Consider the following 14,812-nt stretch of genomic DNA (forward strand, 5'->3'; position numbering starts at 1 on the left):
GTCGACGGTCATTCGCTCGGCGGCACGTAGCCTTCGGCCTTGGCGTAATCTTCGCCGGAGAAGAACTTGTCCATCTCGCCCTGAAGGAACTTGCGGTCTTCGGCGTTCATCATGTTCAGCCGGCGTTCGTTGATCAGCATGGTCTGGTGCTTCTGCCAGTCGTCCCAGGCCTGTTTGGAAATGTTGTTGTAGATGTCCTCGCCTTTCTGGCCTGGAAACGGCGGGCGCTCGAGGCCGGGGAGTTCTTCGTTGTACTTGCGGCAGTTCACGGTGCGGGTCATGGGTTTTCTCCTGCATTCAATTCAGCGGCGGCGCGCTTGAGCAGTGTCTTTACTGGCGCGGCAAGGCCGAGGCGCGGCGGGGTGGCGAGGTTATACCAGAGCCAGTCGGCCTCGGCCACGGCGTCGGGCGCGGACTTGACCCTGATCAGCCAGGGCTCGATGGCCAGCTGGAAATGGCTGAACGTGTGCGTCAGCCCCTGCAGCTCGCGGCGCTCCTCGAGCTGCAGGGCATGCCGCGCGGCCAATGGGTCGAGGGCCGCGAGGTCGTCCAGTTCCGGCAGGCTCCAGAGCCCGCCCCACAGGCCCGTCGACGGGCGCCGATAGAGCAGGATGGCGCCGTCGCGATTGGCCAGCAACGGCATCAGTGTGCGTTTCTGCGGCAGCGCCTTGCGTGGCTTGGGCACCGGGAAGTCGGTTTCGCGCCCGAGCAGATGGGCGCGGCAGTCGTCCTTGAGTGGACAGAGCAAGCAGCTCGGGCGGCTGCGGGTGCACAGCGTGGCGCCGAGATCCATCATCGCCTGGGTGTAATGGTTGACGCGCTGCTGCGGGGTGAAACGCTCGGCCACCTCCCACAGCTGGCGGGCCACCTTCGGCTCGCCGGGATAGCCGTCCTGCGCAACGTAGCGGGCCAGCACGCGCTTGACGTTGCCGTCGAGAATCGGCGCGCGCAGGCCCAGGCTGATGCTGGCGATGGCGCCGGCGGTGGAGCGGCCAATGCCCGGTAATTCGGCGAGCTGGTCGACATCCGCCGGAAACACGCCGCCGTATTCGGCCACGATGAGTTTCGCGGTCTTGTGCAGATTGCGTGCGCGACTGTAGTAGCCGAGCCCGGTCCACAGGTGCAGCACCTCATCTTCCTCGGCGGCGGCGAGCGCTTCGACGCTGGGCAGCGCCTCCATGAAGCGGTCGAAGTAACCGAGCACGGTGCTGACCTGGGTCTGCTGCAGCATGATCTCCGACACCCACACCCGGTACGGCGTGATGTTCTGCTGCCAGGGCAGATCCTTGCGGCCGTGGCGGTCGAACCAGTCGAGGACCGCCGCGCCGAACTGCTCGGGACTCATCGGTTGAACAGGCCTTTGAGCGCGTCCTTGAGCTCGGGGCTGACCTTGTCGCCGAGCTTCTCTTCGATCTTTTCGTTGAGCTTCTCGCCGGCCAGCCGCGCTGCGACCTTGCCCAGGGCGTCGTTGTCGAAGCGGCAGGCCTTGGCGCCCAGCTCCAGCGGGCCGCGGCAGCGCAGCGGCCATTCGATGCCGACGTAGCGCTCGTTGACCTGGCAGGCCGGGTCCGGCATGGCGCCCTTGTCGCCTTCGATGACGATGCCGACGCGGTAGTCCATGCCCAGCACGCGCAGATCGACATCGCCGTTACCGTTGACGGTCAGGCCCGGAATGCTGGCCTTGAGGTCGGGGTTGCTGGCCACGCCGTTGCGCAGCGTCAGGTTGCCTTTGAGTTCGCGGAACGGCGTGTCCTTGCTGCGTGGGTCGCTGGCGAGCGGCTTGCGATTGAGCGTGGCGATGGCGCGGCACAGCTGCTGCTCGAGGTTGGCATCGACCAGCACGCCGTTGTCGATGATGAAGCCGACCTTGCCGTTGAGGTTGTCGATCCAGGCCTTCTCGCTGTTGCCCTGTGTGCGCAGGTCGGCATCCAGGTTGAGCAGCCCCTTGACCACCACGTCCTCACCCTGGCTTTCCAGCAAGCGCTCGACCGGCACGCCATTGAAGCGGTTCTGCACGGTCAGTAATGGCAATGCCGGGCGCACGTCGAGGCTGGCCGAGCCGTCCAGGCGGCCGCCATACAGTCCGCCGCGCACTTCCTGCAGGGTCAGCAGGCCGTTGCGGGTACGAGCCTTGAGGTTGAAGCCGTCCAGCGGGATCTTCATTGCGGTCAGGCTGCCGATGGCCAGGCTGATCTCGGTGTCGAGCTTGCGCAGCTGATCCACCGGCAACACTGAGGCCTCGCTCCAGGCCTGTTGGGTCGGCGCGTTGGGCAATGGTGTGGTGCCGCTGCCGATCGGGCTGGCCTGGGTGCTCTTGACCTCGCTCTTGCGCGCTGCCTCGGCCGCCTGCTCCTTGCTCGGCGGCGGTAGGTAGCGGTCCAGATCGAAGCGGTCGCCCTTGAGGTCGACGCGTAGCGCCTGGCGGGCGAAGTCGCTGACGGCGAGGCGGCCGGTGAAGGTGCTGTCGTCGAGCTTCAGGGTCAGCTCTTCCAGCGCCAGGCTGTTCGGCGTACCGCTCAGACGACTGACCAGTTCGGCCTTGCTCAGTGCGGCAGCGTCAGCCATGGCCGGCAGCTGCTGGCCGGTGCCCTGAAGGAATTCACGCAGGTTGAATTGCGCGACGGTCATCGCGCCGCTGATCTTTGGTTCCTTGTCCAGATCGCGCGCCTTCAGCTCGCCCAGCCCGCGCAACTGGTTGGCGGTGAACTTGAGGCTGTTCCATTCGGCGATCTGCGCGGCGAGATCGACCAGCAGCTGGCCCTGGGCGCTGAAGGTCAGTGTCTGCCCTTGCAGCGGCTCGCCGGAAGCCTCGCCGGACAGGCGCATGTCTTCGAACTGGTAGCGCTTGAGCTGGTTGTCGAAACGCAGCGCGCCCTGCAGTTCGGTGCGCGCGCGCATCACCGGCTTGTTGCTGCCGAAGAAGGCGTTGAGCTTGAGCGGGATCGGGCTGCCTTCGCGGATCGCGCCGGTCGTGAGCTCGATGCTTTCGGCGCTGTACTGCTGGCCGGTCTTGGCGTCGCTGTAGGTTACGCGGGCATCGCTGACGGTCAGGCTGTCGATGTCCAGGGTCAGTGGCTTGCTGCGCGAAGCGGGGGTTGCATCCGGTTCGGCCGGTGGTTCGCTGGCCTCGGCGGCTGGCGCGGGTTGTTCGGCCTGCCTGGCCGGCTGGCCAACCCCCTCCCAGTTGCCGCGGCCCTGTTCGTCACGGCTCAGGGTCAGGTTGAGGCCGTTGACGGTGATGTCGCTCATCTGCACTTCGCGGCTCAGCAGCGGCATTACCCGCACCGACAGGCCGAGCATGCGCAGGTCGGCGAACGGCTGCTCGGGTGTCTGTGCGCTGGCCAGGGTGGTCTCGTGCAGCTCCAGGCCGAGCCAGGGGAACAGGCTCCAGCCGATGTCACCTTTGATGTCCAGTTCGAGGCCGGCCTTGCTGCGTGCCAGGTCGCGGATCTCGTCCTTGTAGTCGTTGGGATCGAATAGGTGGGTCAGGGCGAAGCCCGCCGCCACGACGATCAGCAACAGCCCGAGAAAGACCAGACCCAGGATTTTGCCGAGCGATTTCATGGACGAGTCCTTGTAGATGAACGATCTGAAAAGTGCCGAGTATAGCCCCGTGCCTGCACTTGTCGGGAACGCGGTCGGCGTTGGAGTGCCGTTGCGGGTGCGGGTTCCGCAGCTGGCCGCGGCGGGCGGCAAGCGCGCCCCGTCGGCGGATCAGGCAGGGCGCAGCGGATATCGCGTGGGCGACTTAGAGCGAATCCAGCGGCAGATGCGTTCGCGCGGCCAGGGCGCTGGCTTCCAGATGACCGGCGGGTGCGGCAAGGCGCAACGGCTTGCCGGCTTCACTGGCCAGGCGCTGGGTTTCTTCCAGCAGCCGGCGGCCGACGCCGCGCTTGCGGGTGACCTTGCGTACGCACAGGTGCGACAGGCGCCAGGCTTCGTCGCCGCGCCGCAGCAGGGCGGCGCCGAGCAGACGGTCATTGAAGCGGCCTGCGATCAGGCTGCCATCGGCCAGCGCCGCATCGATCAGCGCTTCGGCGCTGGCATAGGGCGTCAGCAGCCATTCGGGGGCGTCGGCGTAGATTTTCGCCAGATCGGTTAAATCCTGCGGGCTGGGCTGGGTGACGGATTCGACGTAGACGGGCATGGCGACCTTGCGACGGCTGAGCAGAAGTGCCGGCAAGGATACGCCGAACCGCCGCCAGCGCACGAGACGGCGGCGGTTGGCGCGTTCGCTCAGTGCAGGCGATGGCGCTCGTGAAGAAAGCTCAGCACCGCACGGCGATAGTGGTTGTACTCCGGGTCGTCGGCCAGGGCGATGCGGTCGCGTGGGCGCGGCAGTTTCACCTCGAGGATTTCGCCGATGGTCGCCGAGGGGCCGTTGGTCATCATCACGATGCGGTCGGAGAGCAGCACGGCTTCGTCGACATCATGGGTGATCATCATCATGGTGTTGCCCAGGTCCTTCTGGATCTTCATCACCTCGTCCTGCAGGTGCGCGCGGGTCAGCGCATCCAGCGCGCCGAACGGTTCGTCGAGCAACAGCACCTTGGGCTTCATTGCGAGCGCGCGGGCGATGCCGACGCGCTGCTTCATGCCGCCGGAGATTTCCTGCGGATACTTGTTCAGTGCGTGGCTCATGTTCACCAGCGCCAGGTTGTGCTCGATCCACTCGCGCCGTTCGCGCTTGTTCATGCTGCGCTTGAACAGCTTGTTCACTGCCACTTCGACGTTCTCGTAGACGGTCAGCCAGGGCAGCAGCGAGTGGTTCTGGAACACCATGCTGCGGTCTGGGCCGGGGCCGCGGACTTCCTTGCCGTCGAGGATCACGCCGCCGAGGCTGGGGTCGAGCAGCCCGGCGACGATGTTCAGCACCGTTGACTTGCCGCAGCCGGAGTGGCCGATGATGGAGATGAACTCGCCCTTGGCGATGTTCAGGTTGATGTCCTTGAGCACCTGCGAGGCAAGGTTGCCGCGCACGAAACTCTTGTCCAGGTGTTCGATGGAGAGATAGCTCATGGCGTTGCTCCTCAGTTGGCCGGAATGCCGCGGGTGATGCGCTGGCCGACGAAGGCCACCAGGCGATCGAGCACGAAGCCGACCACGCCGATGTAGACGAGCGCGAGGATGATGTCGCTGATGCGCGAGGCGTTCCACGCATCCCAGATGAAGAAGCCGATGCCGACGCCGCCGATGAGCATCTCCGCGGCGATGATCGCCAGCCACGACAGGCCGACGCCGATGCGCAGGCCGGTGAAGATGTAGGGCGCTGCGGCCGGCAGCATGATGGTCTTGAAGTACTCGAAGCCGTTGAGCTGAAGCACCTGGGCGACGTTGCGGTAGTCCTGCGGGATGTTGCGGATGCCCACCGCGGTATTGATGATGATCGGCCAGATCGCGGTGATGAAGATGACGAACAGCGCCGAGGGATGGCTGTCCTGGAAGCCCGCCAGCGATAGCGGCAGCCAGGCCAGTGGCGGCACGGTGCGCAGCACCTGGAAGATCGGGTCGAGGCCGCGCATGGCCCAGTCCGACTGGCCGATCAGCACGCCGAGGCCGACGCCGGCGACCACCGCCAGCATATAACCCACCGCAACCCGCTGCAGGCTGGCCAGCAGTTGCCAGGCCAGGCCCACGTCATTACCGCCGTTGTCGTAGAACGGATCGATGATCAGTTCCCAGGTTTCTGCGACCACCTGCGAGGGCGGCGGCAGCGCGGCGTCTGCGCCGGAGCAGAGCATCTCCCAGATCAAGCCGAGCAGCAGCAGGATCACCAGCGGCGGCACCAGCTGCTGCACCGCGTAGCGGCCGCTGCGCCGAGCCAGTGTGGCGAGCCGGGGAGGGCGGACGATGGATACCGGCTCGGCGGTGGCGGGCTGCAGTTTGACGTTGGCATTCATGGGCTTTTCCTCGCGGGTTGCGGTTATCAGGCCATGGCCTTGATGGTCAGGCTGTCCAGATAGGCTTGCGGGTTCTCGGGGTCGAACACCTTGCCGTCGAAGAATTTCTCGACCCCACGAGAAGTGGAGGCCGGGATCAGCTCGGCGGGCAGGTTCAGCTCGCCGGCGGCGGCGCGCCAGATGTCCTCGCGGTTGACCTTGGCGATCAGCGCCTGGCTGTCGAAGTCGGTTGGCAGGTAGCCCCAGCGCTTGTTCTCGGTGAGGAACCAGAGGTCATGGCTTTGGAACGGGTAGGAGGCGTGGTCGTCCCAGTAGCGCATCTGCTCGGGATGGTTCTCGATGACCTTGCCGGTGCCGTAGGCGAAGTTGCCCTTCATGCGGTCGACGATGTCCTTGTAGGGCGCGCCGATCCACTTGCGCTGCGAGCAGATCTTCGCCACTTCTTCCTTGTTCTCCGGTTTCTCGCAGAACTGCTGGGCTTCCATGATCGCCATGGTCAGCGCCTTGGCCGCGTTGGGGTTGGCGGCCACGTAGTCGCTGCGCAGGGCGAAGGCCTTCTCCGGGTGGTTGTGCCACAGCTCGCCGGTGGTGTTGGCGGTGTAGCCGATCTTCTGGTTGATCAGCTGGGCGTTCCACGGCTCGCATACGCAGAAGGTGTCCATGCTGCCGACCTTCATGTTGGCGACCATCTGCGCCGGCGGCACGACGATGGTGTTGATGTCGGCGTTCGGGTCGATGCCGCCGGCCGCCAGCCAGTAGCGCATCCACAGGTCATGGGTGCCGCCGGGGAAGGTCATCGCTGCGCTGACTTTCTTGCCGCTGGCCTTCTTCGCTTCAAGTGCGGCTTTGAATGGTGTGCTGTCGAGGCCGATCTTCAGGTCGCGATATTCCTCGCCGACCGAAATGCACTGACCGGACAGGTTCAGCCGCGCGAGGATCGACATGGGTACCGGCTGGTTGTTCGGCGTGACGATGCCGGCGCTGATCAGGTAGGGCATCGGCGTGAGGATGTGCGCGCCATCGATGCCGTTCTTCGCCGAGCCGAGCACCAGGTTGTCGCGGGTGGTGCCCCAGGACGACTGCTTGAGTACCTCGACTTCGGTCATACCGTATTTGGCGAAGAAGCCCTTCTCGGCGGCGACGAACAGCGGCGCGGCGTCGGTCAGGGCGATAAAGCCGAGCTTGGCCTTGCTGGTCTCCACATCCCCGACCGCCGCCCAGGCGGCCGAACGCATGCCCAGGGACATGCCGCCGAACAGGGCGACGCCGCTGGCGGCAATGATCGAGTGCTTGAGAAAGCTGCGGCGCGAGGCCAGCGTTACGCTGCTGGGCTGGTCGTTGTTCGGCTTGTCGGTCATGGTCGGGTTTTCCTTTGGGCGAAAAAAAACGGCGCCACACCGCCCGGCTGGAGCCGGAGAGCGTGGACACCGTTGTCCTGATGAGGAGTTGTGAAAGCCGAAGGATCCGGCCTTGCCTGAGCTTTGCGAAAGCTGTGCCAGAACTGCTCAGGCGGCGCGGAACAGGTGCTGCCGCGGCATCGATCGCCGGGAGGTTTCCATCGAATCAAGCACTTGCGGCGGGGCGCGAACAGAGCGCGACCAGTTCCGTGATTGGCTAGATCAAGATGAATTGCGCTTTGGCGATCCTGCGGGACTGGCGGCGCATGCACATCCGCGGGGCAGGCATGCTGTGCTGATGGTGCGGCGTGCCTGTTTTCAGTGCCTGGAGCGCTGGCCCAGGGTGCGGGCCGGGGCGCGCTCGGCGGGCTGTGCCAGTGCCAGCAGGCGCTGGGCGACCTCCTCCAGGCGCAGGCCCTGATTCATTGCCGCCTGACGCAGCCAGCCGTAGGCCTCGCCTTCGGAGAAGCCCTGCTGGCGCATCAGCTGCTGCTTGGCCCGCTCGACCTGCTTGCGCTCGTCCAGCGCCTGACGCGCCTCGCGCAACTCTTCATTGAGGCCCTGCAGGCGTACGCTCTGGGTCAGCAACAGCTCCAGGGTCGAGCGTGCGACCATCGCGGTCATGCCGTCCGGCGGCGGCGCGTCGAGATCGCTGGCCTGCACACTGAACAGCTTGGCCTGCTCGGCGGCGGCGTGCATGTCGGCGATGCCGTCGAGCAGCTTGCGATGGCTCTGCAGGTCCTTGCGGATACGCTCGATGCTGTACCGGCACTGTTGCAACAGATCCTGCTCCAGACGCGTCTCGACCTGCTTCATCGCGTCGATGCGGTGCGTGTGCAGCTCGAACCAGAGCTCGCACAGCTGCGGTTCGACCGCCGCGCCGGGGCTGGTAAGGCGGGCGATGTCACGCAGGCGGCAGGCGTTGATGTTCGTCTCGCTGGCGCACAGCGCTTGCCATAGCGCCTGCGCTGCCGGGCTGGCGAAGCGGCTGAAGGTGGCGAAGCAGCGCTCCTGGCCTTCGAGCAGATGCTCCAGGCGCTCCAGCATGTCCGCGCGGAAATAGCCGCTGGCGAAGCCGACCACACCGAGCGCGCGCTCCTGCCCGGCCAGTTCCTTGCCCTGCATGAAATTGAATAGCGCCACCAGGCAGCGGGTGATGTCCGGGTCGGCGGCGGTGTCGGCCGCTTCGAACACCACTGCCAGCAGCCCGCCGATCAGCCGCACCAGTGTTGCCGTGGCGTCCTGCATGCTGATGGCGTGCTCGCGGATGCGCCGGCGCAGCGCCGGCAGCTCGTCGAGGCTGTGCAGGGCATAGGCGATGCGGGTGAACAGACGGGTCTTGTCCGCAGTGCTGACGGCATCCAGATCGATGCGATCCAGATCCAGGCGCACCTCGCGCTCCAGCGCCTCGGCTTCCAGGCTGAGCACGTCCAGCTGCTGGCGCTGATGGGGGGCGTTGCCGCTGAGGTAGATGTTCGAGTAGCCGCGCTCTTTCTGCAGCGCGTGCACCAGCTGGCTGATGCGGGTGACCAGTTCGCAGGTGCGCGCCAGATCTTCCAGACCGAGCAGCTCGCTGCGCCGGGACGCCAGCATGAAGCGCAGGGTCGCAGGCATTTTCCGTCCGTGCATGGGCGGCACCTCCGCGGGTTGACGCGCAGGTTCCTGCAAGATGCAGTCCAGTAAACCCGGCGCGTATCCGTGCTGCGGCGTTTGCGCCTATAATGTGCCCCTTTTCGCCCACGATCAGCGGAGCTGTTGATGTCCGAACGTACGGCTTACGTAGAGCGCAACACCCTGGAAACCCAGGTCAAGGTCACCATCAATCTGGATGGCACCGGCAAGGCGCGCTTCGCCATCGGCGTGCCCTTCCTGGAGCACATGCTCGACCAGATCGCCCGTCACGGGCTGATCGACCTGGATATCGAGTGCAACGGCGACCTGCACATCGATGACCACCACACCGTCGAGGACGTCGGCATCACCCTCGGCCAGGCCTTCACCAAAGCCATCGGCGACAAGAAGGGCATGACCCGCTACGGGCATTCCTACGTACCGCTGGACGAGGCGCTGTCGCGCGTGGTGATCGACTTCTCCGGGCGCCCGGGGCTGACCATGAACGTGCCCTACACCCGCGCGGTGGTCGGCAAGTTCGACGTCGACCTGTTCCAGGAATTCTTCCAGGGCTTCGTCAATCACGCCCTGGTCACCCTGCACATCGACAACCTGCGCGGCATCAATACCCACCACCAGATCGAGACCGTGTTCAAGGCCTTCGGCCGCGCGCTGCGCATGGCCGTCGAACTCGATCCGCGCATGGCCGGGCAGATGCCGTCGACCAAAGGGTGCCTGTAATGCAGACCGTCGCCGTCATCGACTACGGCATGGGCAATCTGCACTCGGTGGCCAAGGCGCTGGAACACGTCGGCGCTGGCCGCGTGCTGATCACCAGCGATGCGCAGGTCATCCGTGAGGCCGACCGCGTGGTGTTTCCCGGCGTCGGCGCGATTCGCGACTGCATGGCCGAGATCCGCCGGCTGGGCTTCGACGAACTGGTTCGCGAAGTCAGCCAGGATCGCCCCTTTCTCGGCATCTGCGTCGGCATGCAGGCGCTGATGGAGCGCAGCGAAGAAAACGACGGCGTCGATTGCATCGGCCTGTTCCCCGGTCAGGTGCGCTTCTTCGGCAAGGACCTGCACGAGGACGGCGAGCACCTGAAGGTGCCGCACATGGGCTGGAACGAGGTCAAGCAGGTGGTCGACCACCCGCTCTGGCACGCGATTCCGGACAATGGGCGCTTCTATTTCGTGCACAGCTACTACATTGAGGCCGGCAATCCGCGCCAGGTGGTCGGTCGCGGCCATTACGGCAACGACTTCGCCGCCGCGCTGGCCGATGGCTCGCGCTTCGCCGTGCAGTTTCACCCGGAGAAGAGCCACACCCACGGCCTGCAGCTGCTGCAGAACTTCGCCGCCTGGGATGGTCGCTGGTAAATGAGCCGGGCCAAGCTCAAGCCGCCGGTCCTGACGCTGGATGCCGCTCAGGAGCAGGCGGCGCAACAGGTCATCAAGCGCTTTCTGGAAGAGCGGTTCGAACTCGAGCTGGGCTCGTTCGAGGCGCAGGAAGTGCTCGATCTGTTCGCCCGGGAAATCGCGCCGCTGTATTACAACAAGGCGATCTTCGACGTGCAGAGCCACCTGAAGGAACGGTTCGAGAGCATCGAAAGCGACTTGTGGGCGCTCGAGAAGAGCTGACCCTTAACCGACACTTGATTTGAACAGGTTCAAGCCATGCTGATTATCCCCGCTATCGATCTCAAGGACGGCGCCTGCGTGCGTCTGCGCCAGGGCCTGATGGACGATGCCACGGTGTTTTCCGACGACCCGGTGGCCATGGCCGCCAAGTGGGTTGAGGCCGGCTGCCGTCGCCTGCACCTGGTCGACCTCAACGGTGCCTTCGAAGGCCAGCCGGTCAACGGCGAGGTGGTCACCGCCATCGCCAAGCGTTATCCGAACCTGCCGATCCAGATCGGTGGCGGCATTCGCACCCTGGCAACCATCGAGCACTACGTGCGCGCCGGCGTCAGCTACGTGATCATCGGCACCAAGGCGGTCAAAGAGCCGGGGTTCGTCACCGAGGCCTGCCGCGCCTTCCCGGGCAAGGTCATCGTTGGCCTTGATGCGAAGGACGGCTTCGTCGCCACCGATGGCTGGGCCGAAGTCTCCAGCGTGCAGGCAGTCGACCTGGCGCGCCGCTTCGAGGCCGATGGCGTCGCGGCGATCGTCTATACCGACATCGCCAAGGACGGCATGATGCAGGGCTGCAACGTCGAGGCGACCGTGGCGCTGGCGAACGCCAGCCGCATCCCGGTGATCGCCTCCGGCGGCATCCATAACATCGGCGACATCCAGAAGCTGCTCGATACCAACACGCCGGGTATCGTCGGCGCCATCACCGGCCGGGCGATCTACGAAGGCACGCTTGACGTCGCCGAGGCGCAGGCGCTCTGCGACCTGAAGTACAAGGACGAGTGATTCGCTGAACTGCGGTGGATCGGTGAAGCGCGATCCACCTACACGCTACCTGCAGCTTGAAGCCTGCGGCTTGAATAAGCCGCTTTCGGAGAAAGCCATGGCCCTGGCCAAACGCATCATTCCCTGCCTCGACGTGGACAACGGCCGCGTGGTCAAGGGCGTCCAGTTCGAGAACATTCGCGACGCCGGCGACCCGGTGGAAATCGCCCGCCGCTACGACGAGCAGGGCGCCGACGAGATCACCTTCCTCGACATCACCGCCAGCGTCGACAACCGTGACACCACTCTGCACACCGTCGAGCGCATGGCCAGCCAGGTGTTCATCCCGCTGACCGTGGGCGGCGGCGTGCGCAGCGTGCAGGACATCCGCAACCTGCTCAACGCAGGCGCGGACAAGGTCTCGATCAACACCGCTGCGGTGTTCAACCCGGACTTCGTCGGCGAGGCCGCGGACCGCTTCGGCTCGCAATGCATCGTCGTCGCCATCGATGCGAAGAAGGTCTCCGCGCCGGGCGAGCCGCGTCGCTGGGAAATCTTCACCCATGGCGGGCGCAAGCCCACCGGCCTGGATGCGGTGGCCTGGGCGAAGAAGATGGAAGACCTCGGCGCTGGCGAAATCCTGCTGACCAGCATGGATCAGGACGGCGTGAAGAGCGGCTACGACCTGGGCGTCACCCGGGCCATCAGCGAAGCGCTGTGCATCCCGGTGATCGCCTCCGGTGGCGTCGGCAATCTGCAGCACCTGGCCGATGGCATCCTCGAAGGCAAGGCCGATGCGGTGCTCGCCGCCAGCATCTTCCACTTCGGCGAATACACGATTCCGGAAGCCAAGGCCTATCTGGCCGCCCGCGGCATCGTGATGCGTTGATCTCAACGTGCAGCTGAACAAGGCTTAATGCCGAAATAAGGACATGTTCGCGGCTGTTGCGGACAAGCAATCAGGAGATTTCACGCATGCTCAAGACCATCGCTTCCCTCGCCGCTGCGGCACTGCTGTTCGGAGCCTCGCTGGGTCATGCGCAGACACCGGTGAAGATCGATCTGCTGACGGAGAACTTCCCGCCTTACAACATGGCGGCTGACGGCAAGAACTTCGCCCGCGATGAAAACATCAGCGGGATCGCCGCGGACATCGTGCGCGAGATGTTCAAGCGTGCCGGCATCGACTACACCTTGACGCTGCGCTTCCCCTGGGAGCGTATCTACGGCATGGCGCTGGAGCAGCCGAACTACGGGGTTTTCGTCACGGCGCGCCTGCCCGAGCGCGAAGAGCTATTCAAGTGGGTTGGTCCCATCGGCCCGGACGACTGGGTATTGCTGGCTCGTGGCGACAGTCCGATCAACCTGACCAGTCTGGATCAGGCGCGCCAGTACAACATCGGCGCCTACAAGGGTGATGCCATTGCCGAGCACCTGGACGGTCAGGGGCTGCAGCCGCAGCTCGCCCTGCGCGATCAGGAAAACGTGAAGAAGCTGATCGACGGCAAGATCGACCTGTGGGCCACTGGTGATCCCGCTGGCCGCTACCTCGCCCGCCAGGACGGCGTGACCGGACTCAAGCGCGTGCTGCGTTTCGACAGTGCCGAGCTGTACCTGGCGCTGAACAAGCAGGTCGCCGATGAGACGGTGCAGAAGCTGCAGAAAGCGCTCGACCAGATGCGCAGCGAAGGTGTAATCGACGAGATCAACGCGCGCTACCTCTGAGCCTTCCCGTAGTCGGCGCATCTCCTGCGCCGACTTTCTCGGTGATGGCGGTGCGCCAGTAGCGTGCGCCGATCCTCCTGCTCGCGCCGTCCTGGCGCATGCACGCTTCCCTGATTCAGCGGGCGCTCAGCCGCCTGGCGCCGTGGCGCTTCGCTGGTTCGCATCTTGCTTTGGACAGCCCCCGGCTCTGGCTCGCGGAGGGGTGGGCCAGGGAATCGAGAAAAAGGGAGCGATCCATGTTCAAGCGAATCATTGCCGTCGTCTTGCTGCTGCTCTGTGCTCACGCGCACGCCGCGCTGCCTGACGATTACCGAGTCGTGCTGCTGACCGAGAACTTTCCACCATTCAACATGGCCGAGGACGGCAAGAACTACGCGGCCGACGCGCGCATCCACGGCATCAACGCCGACATCGTGCGCGAGATGTTCCGCCGCGCGAATATCCGCTACGAGCTGACCCTGCGCTTTCCTTGGGATCGCATCTACAAGCAGGTACTCGAACAGCCGGATCAGGGTCTGTTCTCCACCACCTTCACGGCCGAGCGCGAGCAGCAGTTCAAATGGGTCGGCCCGTTGGCGAGCATCAGCTGGGTGCTGCTGGCGCCCGCCGACAGTCCTCTGCGCCTGACCGGGCTGGAGCAGGCACGCGACCTGCGCATCGGTGCCTACAAGAACGACGCGGTCAGCCAGCACCTGGAGGGCAAGGGCCTGGCGCCGATCAACTCGCTGCGTGATCAGGAGAACATCGGCAAGCTGCTCAAGGGTCAGATCGACGTCTGGGCCACCGCCGATCCGGTCGGGCCCTACCTGGCCAAGCAGGAAGGTGTGACCGGCCTGAAACCGGTGCTGCGTTTCAATGAAGCGCGGCTGTTCCTCGCGCTCAACCGGGCGACACCGGACGAGGTAGTTGAGCGTCTGCAGCGGGCGCTGGATGCGATGCGTGCCGACGGCACGGTGGATGCGATGCTGCGCCGCTATCTCTGAAGCTCAGCGGTAGACGCCGCCACGACCATGGGCGGCCATCGCGCGGTTGCTGCGGGTGGCGATCATCTGCCCGACATCGACCCATTCGATGCCCTGCGCCGAGAGGCGCGGCAGTTCGCGTTCGAGCACGGCCAGCGTGCTCTCGTGGGGGTGACCGATGATGACGACCGAGCCTTGCTTGCGCGCCAGCGCGACTGCCGCGTGAAAGCGTTCGACTACCGCGGACGGCGCGGGATCGTCATCGAGAAAGATGTCCCGCGACAGGCTGGCCAGTGCCGTGCGTTGGGCGCTGGCGGCGGCCACGGTGCGCGGGCTGGTGCGGCTGTCGAGAAAGAACAGGTGGCGGCGCTGCAGTTCGCCCATCAGCCAGGTCATGGCCTGTATCTGATCGGTCATGGCGCTGCCCATGTGGTTGTTCAGCCCGCTGGCATGCGGTACCGCCGCAAGCGCTGCGTCGAGACGGCGTGCCAGTTCGTCATGAGGTAGTTGGGGATGCCAGGCGAAACGGCCTTGGGCAGGCGCCATCGGCATGTGCAGCATGACCGTTTTGCCGGCGCCATGGGCCTGCTCGGCCAGGTCGGCTGCATGGCGGGTGTCGGGAAGGATCGCCAGCGCGACCGGCCCCGGCAGTTGCAGCACGCGGCGGTCGCGTGCCGGGTTCTGCCCGAGGTCGTCGATTATCAGGGTCAACCGTGGACGCGGGACATGGTCCGGCGTGGCTGCGGGCTCGCTGGCATACAGCGCCTGGCTGGCGAGCAACACCAGCAGCGCCAGCCCTGCTATCCAGCCTGACATCT

Annotated in this window: 16 protein-coding genes; 7 read left to right on the plus strand and 9 right to left on the minus strand. The window is 65.4% G+C overall.

Annotation, left to right across the window (positions count from 1 at the left end; translation table 11 throughout):
• Positions 1-8: 8 nt before the first annotated feature.
• From IEG05_RS03825 to IEG05_RS03860, 8 genes are all read right to left on the minus strand, one after another.
• Complete coding sequence (locus IEG05_RS03825) at positions 9-281, minus strand: oxidative damage protection protein (protein WP_003280779.1); 273 nt, start codon at positions 279-281, stop codon at positions 9-11.
• Positions 278-1,345 carry an A/G-specific adenine glycosylase gene (gene mutY, locus IEG05_RS03830; RefSeq protein ID WP_046617436.1) on the minus strand — a complete coding sequence of 356 codons (1,068 nt, stop codon included), beginning with the start codon at positions 1,343-1,345 and terminating at the stop codon, positions 278-280. Before mutY ends, IEG05_RS03825 begins: the two co-directional genes overlap by 4 nt.
• Positions 1,342-3,564 carry an AsmA family protein gene (locus tag IEG05_RS03835; protein WP_046617438.1) on the minus strand — a complete coding sequence of 741 codons (2,223 nt, stop codon included), beginning with the start codon at positions 3,562-3,564 and terminating at the stop codon, positions 1,342-1,344. Before IEG05_RS03835 ends, mutY begins: the two co-directional genes overlap by 4 nt.
• A 184-nt stretch (positions 3,565-3,748) precedes the next feature.
• Positions 3,749-4,147: an aspartate 1-decarboxylase autocleavage activator PanM gene (gene panM / locus IEG05_RS03840; RefSeq protein WP_014818626.1), complete on the minus strand. Its 399-nt coding sequence runs from the start codon at positions 4,145-4,147 to the stop codon at positions 3,749-3,751.
• An 89-nt stretch (positions 4,148-4,236) separates the two neighbouring features.
• Positions 4,237-5,019 (minus strand): ABC transporter ATP-binding protein, encoded by a 783-nt coding sequence (locus IEG05_RS03845; RefSeq protein WP_038655938.1) that lies wholly within the window; start codon positions 5,017-5,019, stop codon positions 4,237-4,239.
• Between the two features lie 11 nt (positions 5,020-5,030).
• On the minus strand, positions 5,031-5,900 hold the full coding sequence (ntrB, locus tag IEG05_RS03850) for a nitrate ABC transporter permease (RefSeq protein ID WP_046617441.1): 870 nt from the start codon (positions 5,898-5,900) through the stop codon (positions 5,031-5,033).
• Between the two features lie 26 nt (positions 5,901-5,926).
• A complete protein-coding gene (locus tag IEG05_RS03855; protein WP_046617442.1) occupies positions 5,927-7,258 on the minus strand; it encodes a CmpA/NrtA family ABC transporter substrate-binding protein in 1,332 nt (443 codons plus the stop codon).
• A 357-nt stretch (positions 7,259-7,615) separates the two neighbouring features.
• A complete protein-coding gene (locus IEG05_RS03860; protein ID WP_046617443.1) occupies positions 7,616-8,926 on the minus strand; it encodes a nitrate regulatory protein in 1,311 nt (436 codons plus the stop codon).
• Positions 8,927-9,055: 129 nt separating this feature from the next.
• Here IEG05_RS03860 and hisB point away from each other — a divergent pair, with 129 nt between their 5' ends.
• The 7 genes from hisB (at position 9,056) to IEG05_RS03895 (ending at position 14,015) form a co-directional block, all read left to right on the plus strand.
• A complete protein-coding gene (hisB, locus tag IEG05_RS03865; protein ID WP_003282885.1) occupies positions 9,056-9,649 on the plus strand; it encodes an imidazoleglycerol-phosphate dehydratase HisB in 594 nt (197 codons plus the stop codon).
• Positions 9,649-10,287: an imidazole glycerol phosphate synthase subunit HisH gene (hisH, locus tag IEG05_RS03870; RefSeq protein ID WP_003282884.1), complete on the plus strand. Its 639-nt coding sequence runs from the start codon at positions 9,649-9,651 to the stop codon at positions 10,285-10,287. The genes hisB and hisH overlap by 1 nt, the downstream gene beginning before the upstream one ends.
• Complete coding sequence (locus tag IEG05_RS03875; RefSeq protein WP_014818632.1) at positions 10,288-10,548, plus strand: DUF2164 domain-containing protein; 261 nt, start codon at positions 10,288-10,290, stop codon at positions 10,546-10,548.
• Between the two features lie 36 nt (positions 10,549-10,584).
• A complete protein-coding gene (gene hisA, locus IEG05_RS03880; protein ID WP_046617444.1) occupies positions 10,585-11,328 on the plus strand; it encodes a 1-(5-phosphoribosyl)-5-[(5-phosphoribosylamino)methylideneamino]imidazole-4-carboxamide isomerase in 744 nt (247 codons plus the stop codon).
• Between the two features lie 97 nt (positions 11,329-11,425).
• Positions 11,426-12,196 (plus strand): imidazole glycerol phosphate synthase subunit HisF, encoded by a 771-nt coding sequence (gene hisF, locus IEG05_RS03885; RefSeq protein ID WP_046617445.1) that lies wholly within the window; start codon positions 11,426-11,428, stop codon positions 12,194-12,196.
• A gap of 86 nt (positions 12,197-12,282) precedes the next feature.
• Positions 12,283-13,032 carry a substrate-binding periplasmic protein gene (locus IEG05_RS03890; protein WP_046617446.1) on the plus strand — a complete coding sequence of 250 codons (750 nt, stop codon included), beginning with the start codon at positions 12,283-12,285 and terminating at the stop codon, positions 13,030-13,032.
• A gap of 236 nt (positions 13,033-13,268) precedes the next feature.
• Positions 13,269-14,015 carry a substrate-binding periplasmic protein gene (locus IEG05_RS03895; protein ID WP_042927525.1) on the plus strand — a complete coding sequence of 249 codons (747 nt, stop codon included), beginning with the start codon at positions 13,269-13,271 and terminating at the stop codon, positions 14,013-14,015.
• Positions 14,016-14,018: 3 nt separating this feature from the next.
• On the opposite strand, the gene IEG05_RS03900 is transcribed toward IEG05_RS03895, so the two are convergent.
• On the minus strand, positions 14,019-14,810 hold the full coding sequence (locus tag IEG05_RS03900) for a divergent polysaccharide deacetylase family protein (RefSeq protein WP_041754057.1): 792 nt from the start codon (positions 14,808-14,810) through the stop codon (positions 14,019-14,021).
• Positions 14,811-14,812: the final 2 nt, after the last annotated feature.

This window comes from Stutzerimonas kunmingensis, from assembly GCF_014764705.1.
Lineage (GTDB): Bacteria > Pseudomonadota > Gammaproteobacteria > Pseudomonadales > Pseudomonadaceae > Stutzerimonas.

Coding starts and splice junctions, on each gene's coding strand:
- hisF (WP_046617445.1), top strand. CDS start 11,426: ATGGCCCTGGCCAAACGCATCATTCCCTGCCTCGACGTGGACAACGGC.
- IEG05_RS03895 (WP_042927525.1), top strand. CDS start 13,269: ATGTTCAAGCGAATCATTGCCGTCGTCTTGCTGCTGCTCTGTGCTCAC.
- IEG05_RS03825 (WP_003280779.1), bottom strand. CDS start 281: ATGACCCGCACCGTGAACTGCCGCAAGTACAACGAAGAACTCCCCGGC.
- hisA (WP_046617444.1), top strand. CDS start 10,585: ATGCTGATTATCCCCGCTATCGATCTCAAGGACGGCGCCTGCGTGCGT.
- IEG05_RS03890 (WP_046617446.1), top strand. CDS start 12,283: ATGCTCAAGACCATCGCTTCCCTCGCCGCTGCGGCACTGCTGTTCGGA.
- ntrB (WP_046617441.1), bottom strand. CDS start 5,900: ATGAATGCCAACGTCAAACTGCAGCCCGCCACCGCCGAGCCGGTATCC.
- IEG05_RS03835 (WP_046617438.1), bottom strand. CDS start 3,564: ATGAAATCGCTCGGCAAAATCCTGGGTCTGGTCTTTCTCGGGCTGTTG.
- panM (WP_014818626.1), bottom strand. CDS start 4,147: ATGCCCGTCTACGTCGAATCCGTCACCCAGCCCAGCCCGCAGGATTTA.
- IEG05_RS03845 (WP_038655938.1), bottom strand. CDS start 5,019: ATGAGCTATCTCTCCATCGAACACCTGGACAAGAGTTTCGTGCGCGGC.
- IEG05_RS03860 (WP_046617443.1), bottom strand. CDS start 8,926: ATGCACGGACGGAAAATGCCTGCGACCCTGCGCTTCATGCTGGCGTCC.
- IEG05_RS03900 (WP_041754057.1), bottom strand. CDS start 14,810: ATGTCAGGCTGGATAGCAGGGCTGGCGCTGCTGGTGTTGCTCGCCAGC.
- IEG05_RS03855 (WP_046617442.1), bottom strand. CDS start 7,258: ATGACCGACAAGCCGAACAACGACCAGCCCAGCAGCGTAACGCTGGCC.
- IEG05_RS03875 (WP_014818632.1), top strand. CDS start 10,288: ATGAGCCGGGCCAAGCTCAAGCCGCCGGTCCTGACGCTGGATGCCGCT.
- hisB (WP_003282885.1), top strand. CDS start 9,056: ATGTCCGAACGTACGGCTTACGTAGAGCGCAACACCCTGGAAACCCAG.
- mutY (WP_046617436.1), bottom strand. CDS start 1,345: ATGAGTCCCGAGCAGTTCGGCGCGGCGGTCCTCGACTGGTTCGACCGC.
- hisH (WP_003282884.1), top strand. CDS start 9,649: ATGCAGACCGTCGCCGTCATCGACTACGGCATGGGCAATCTGCACTCG.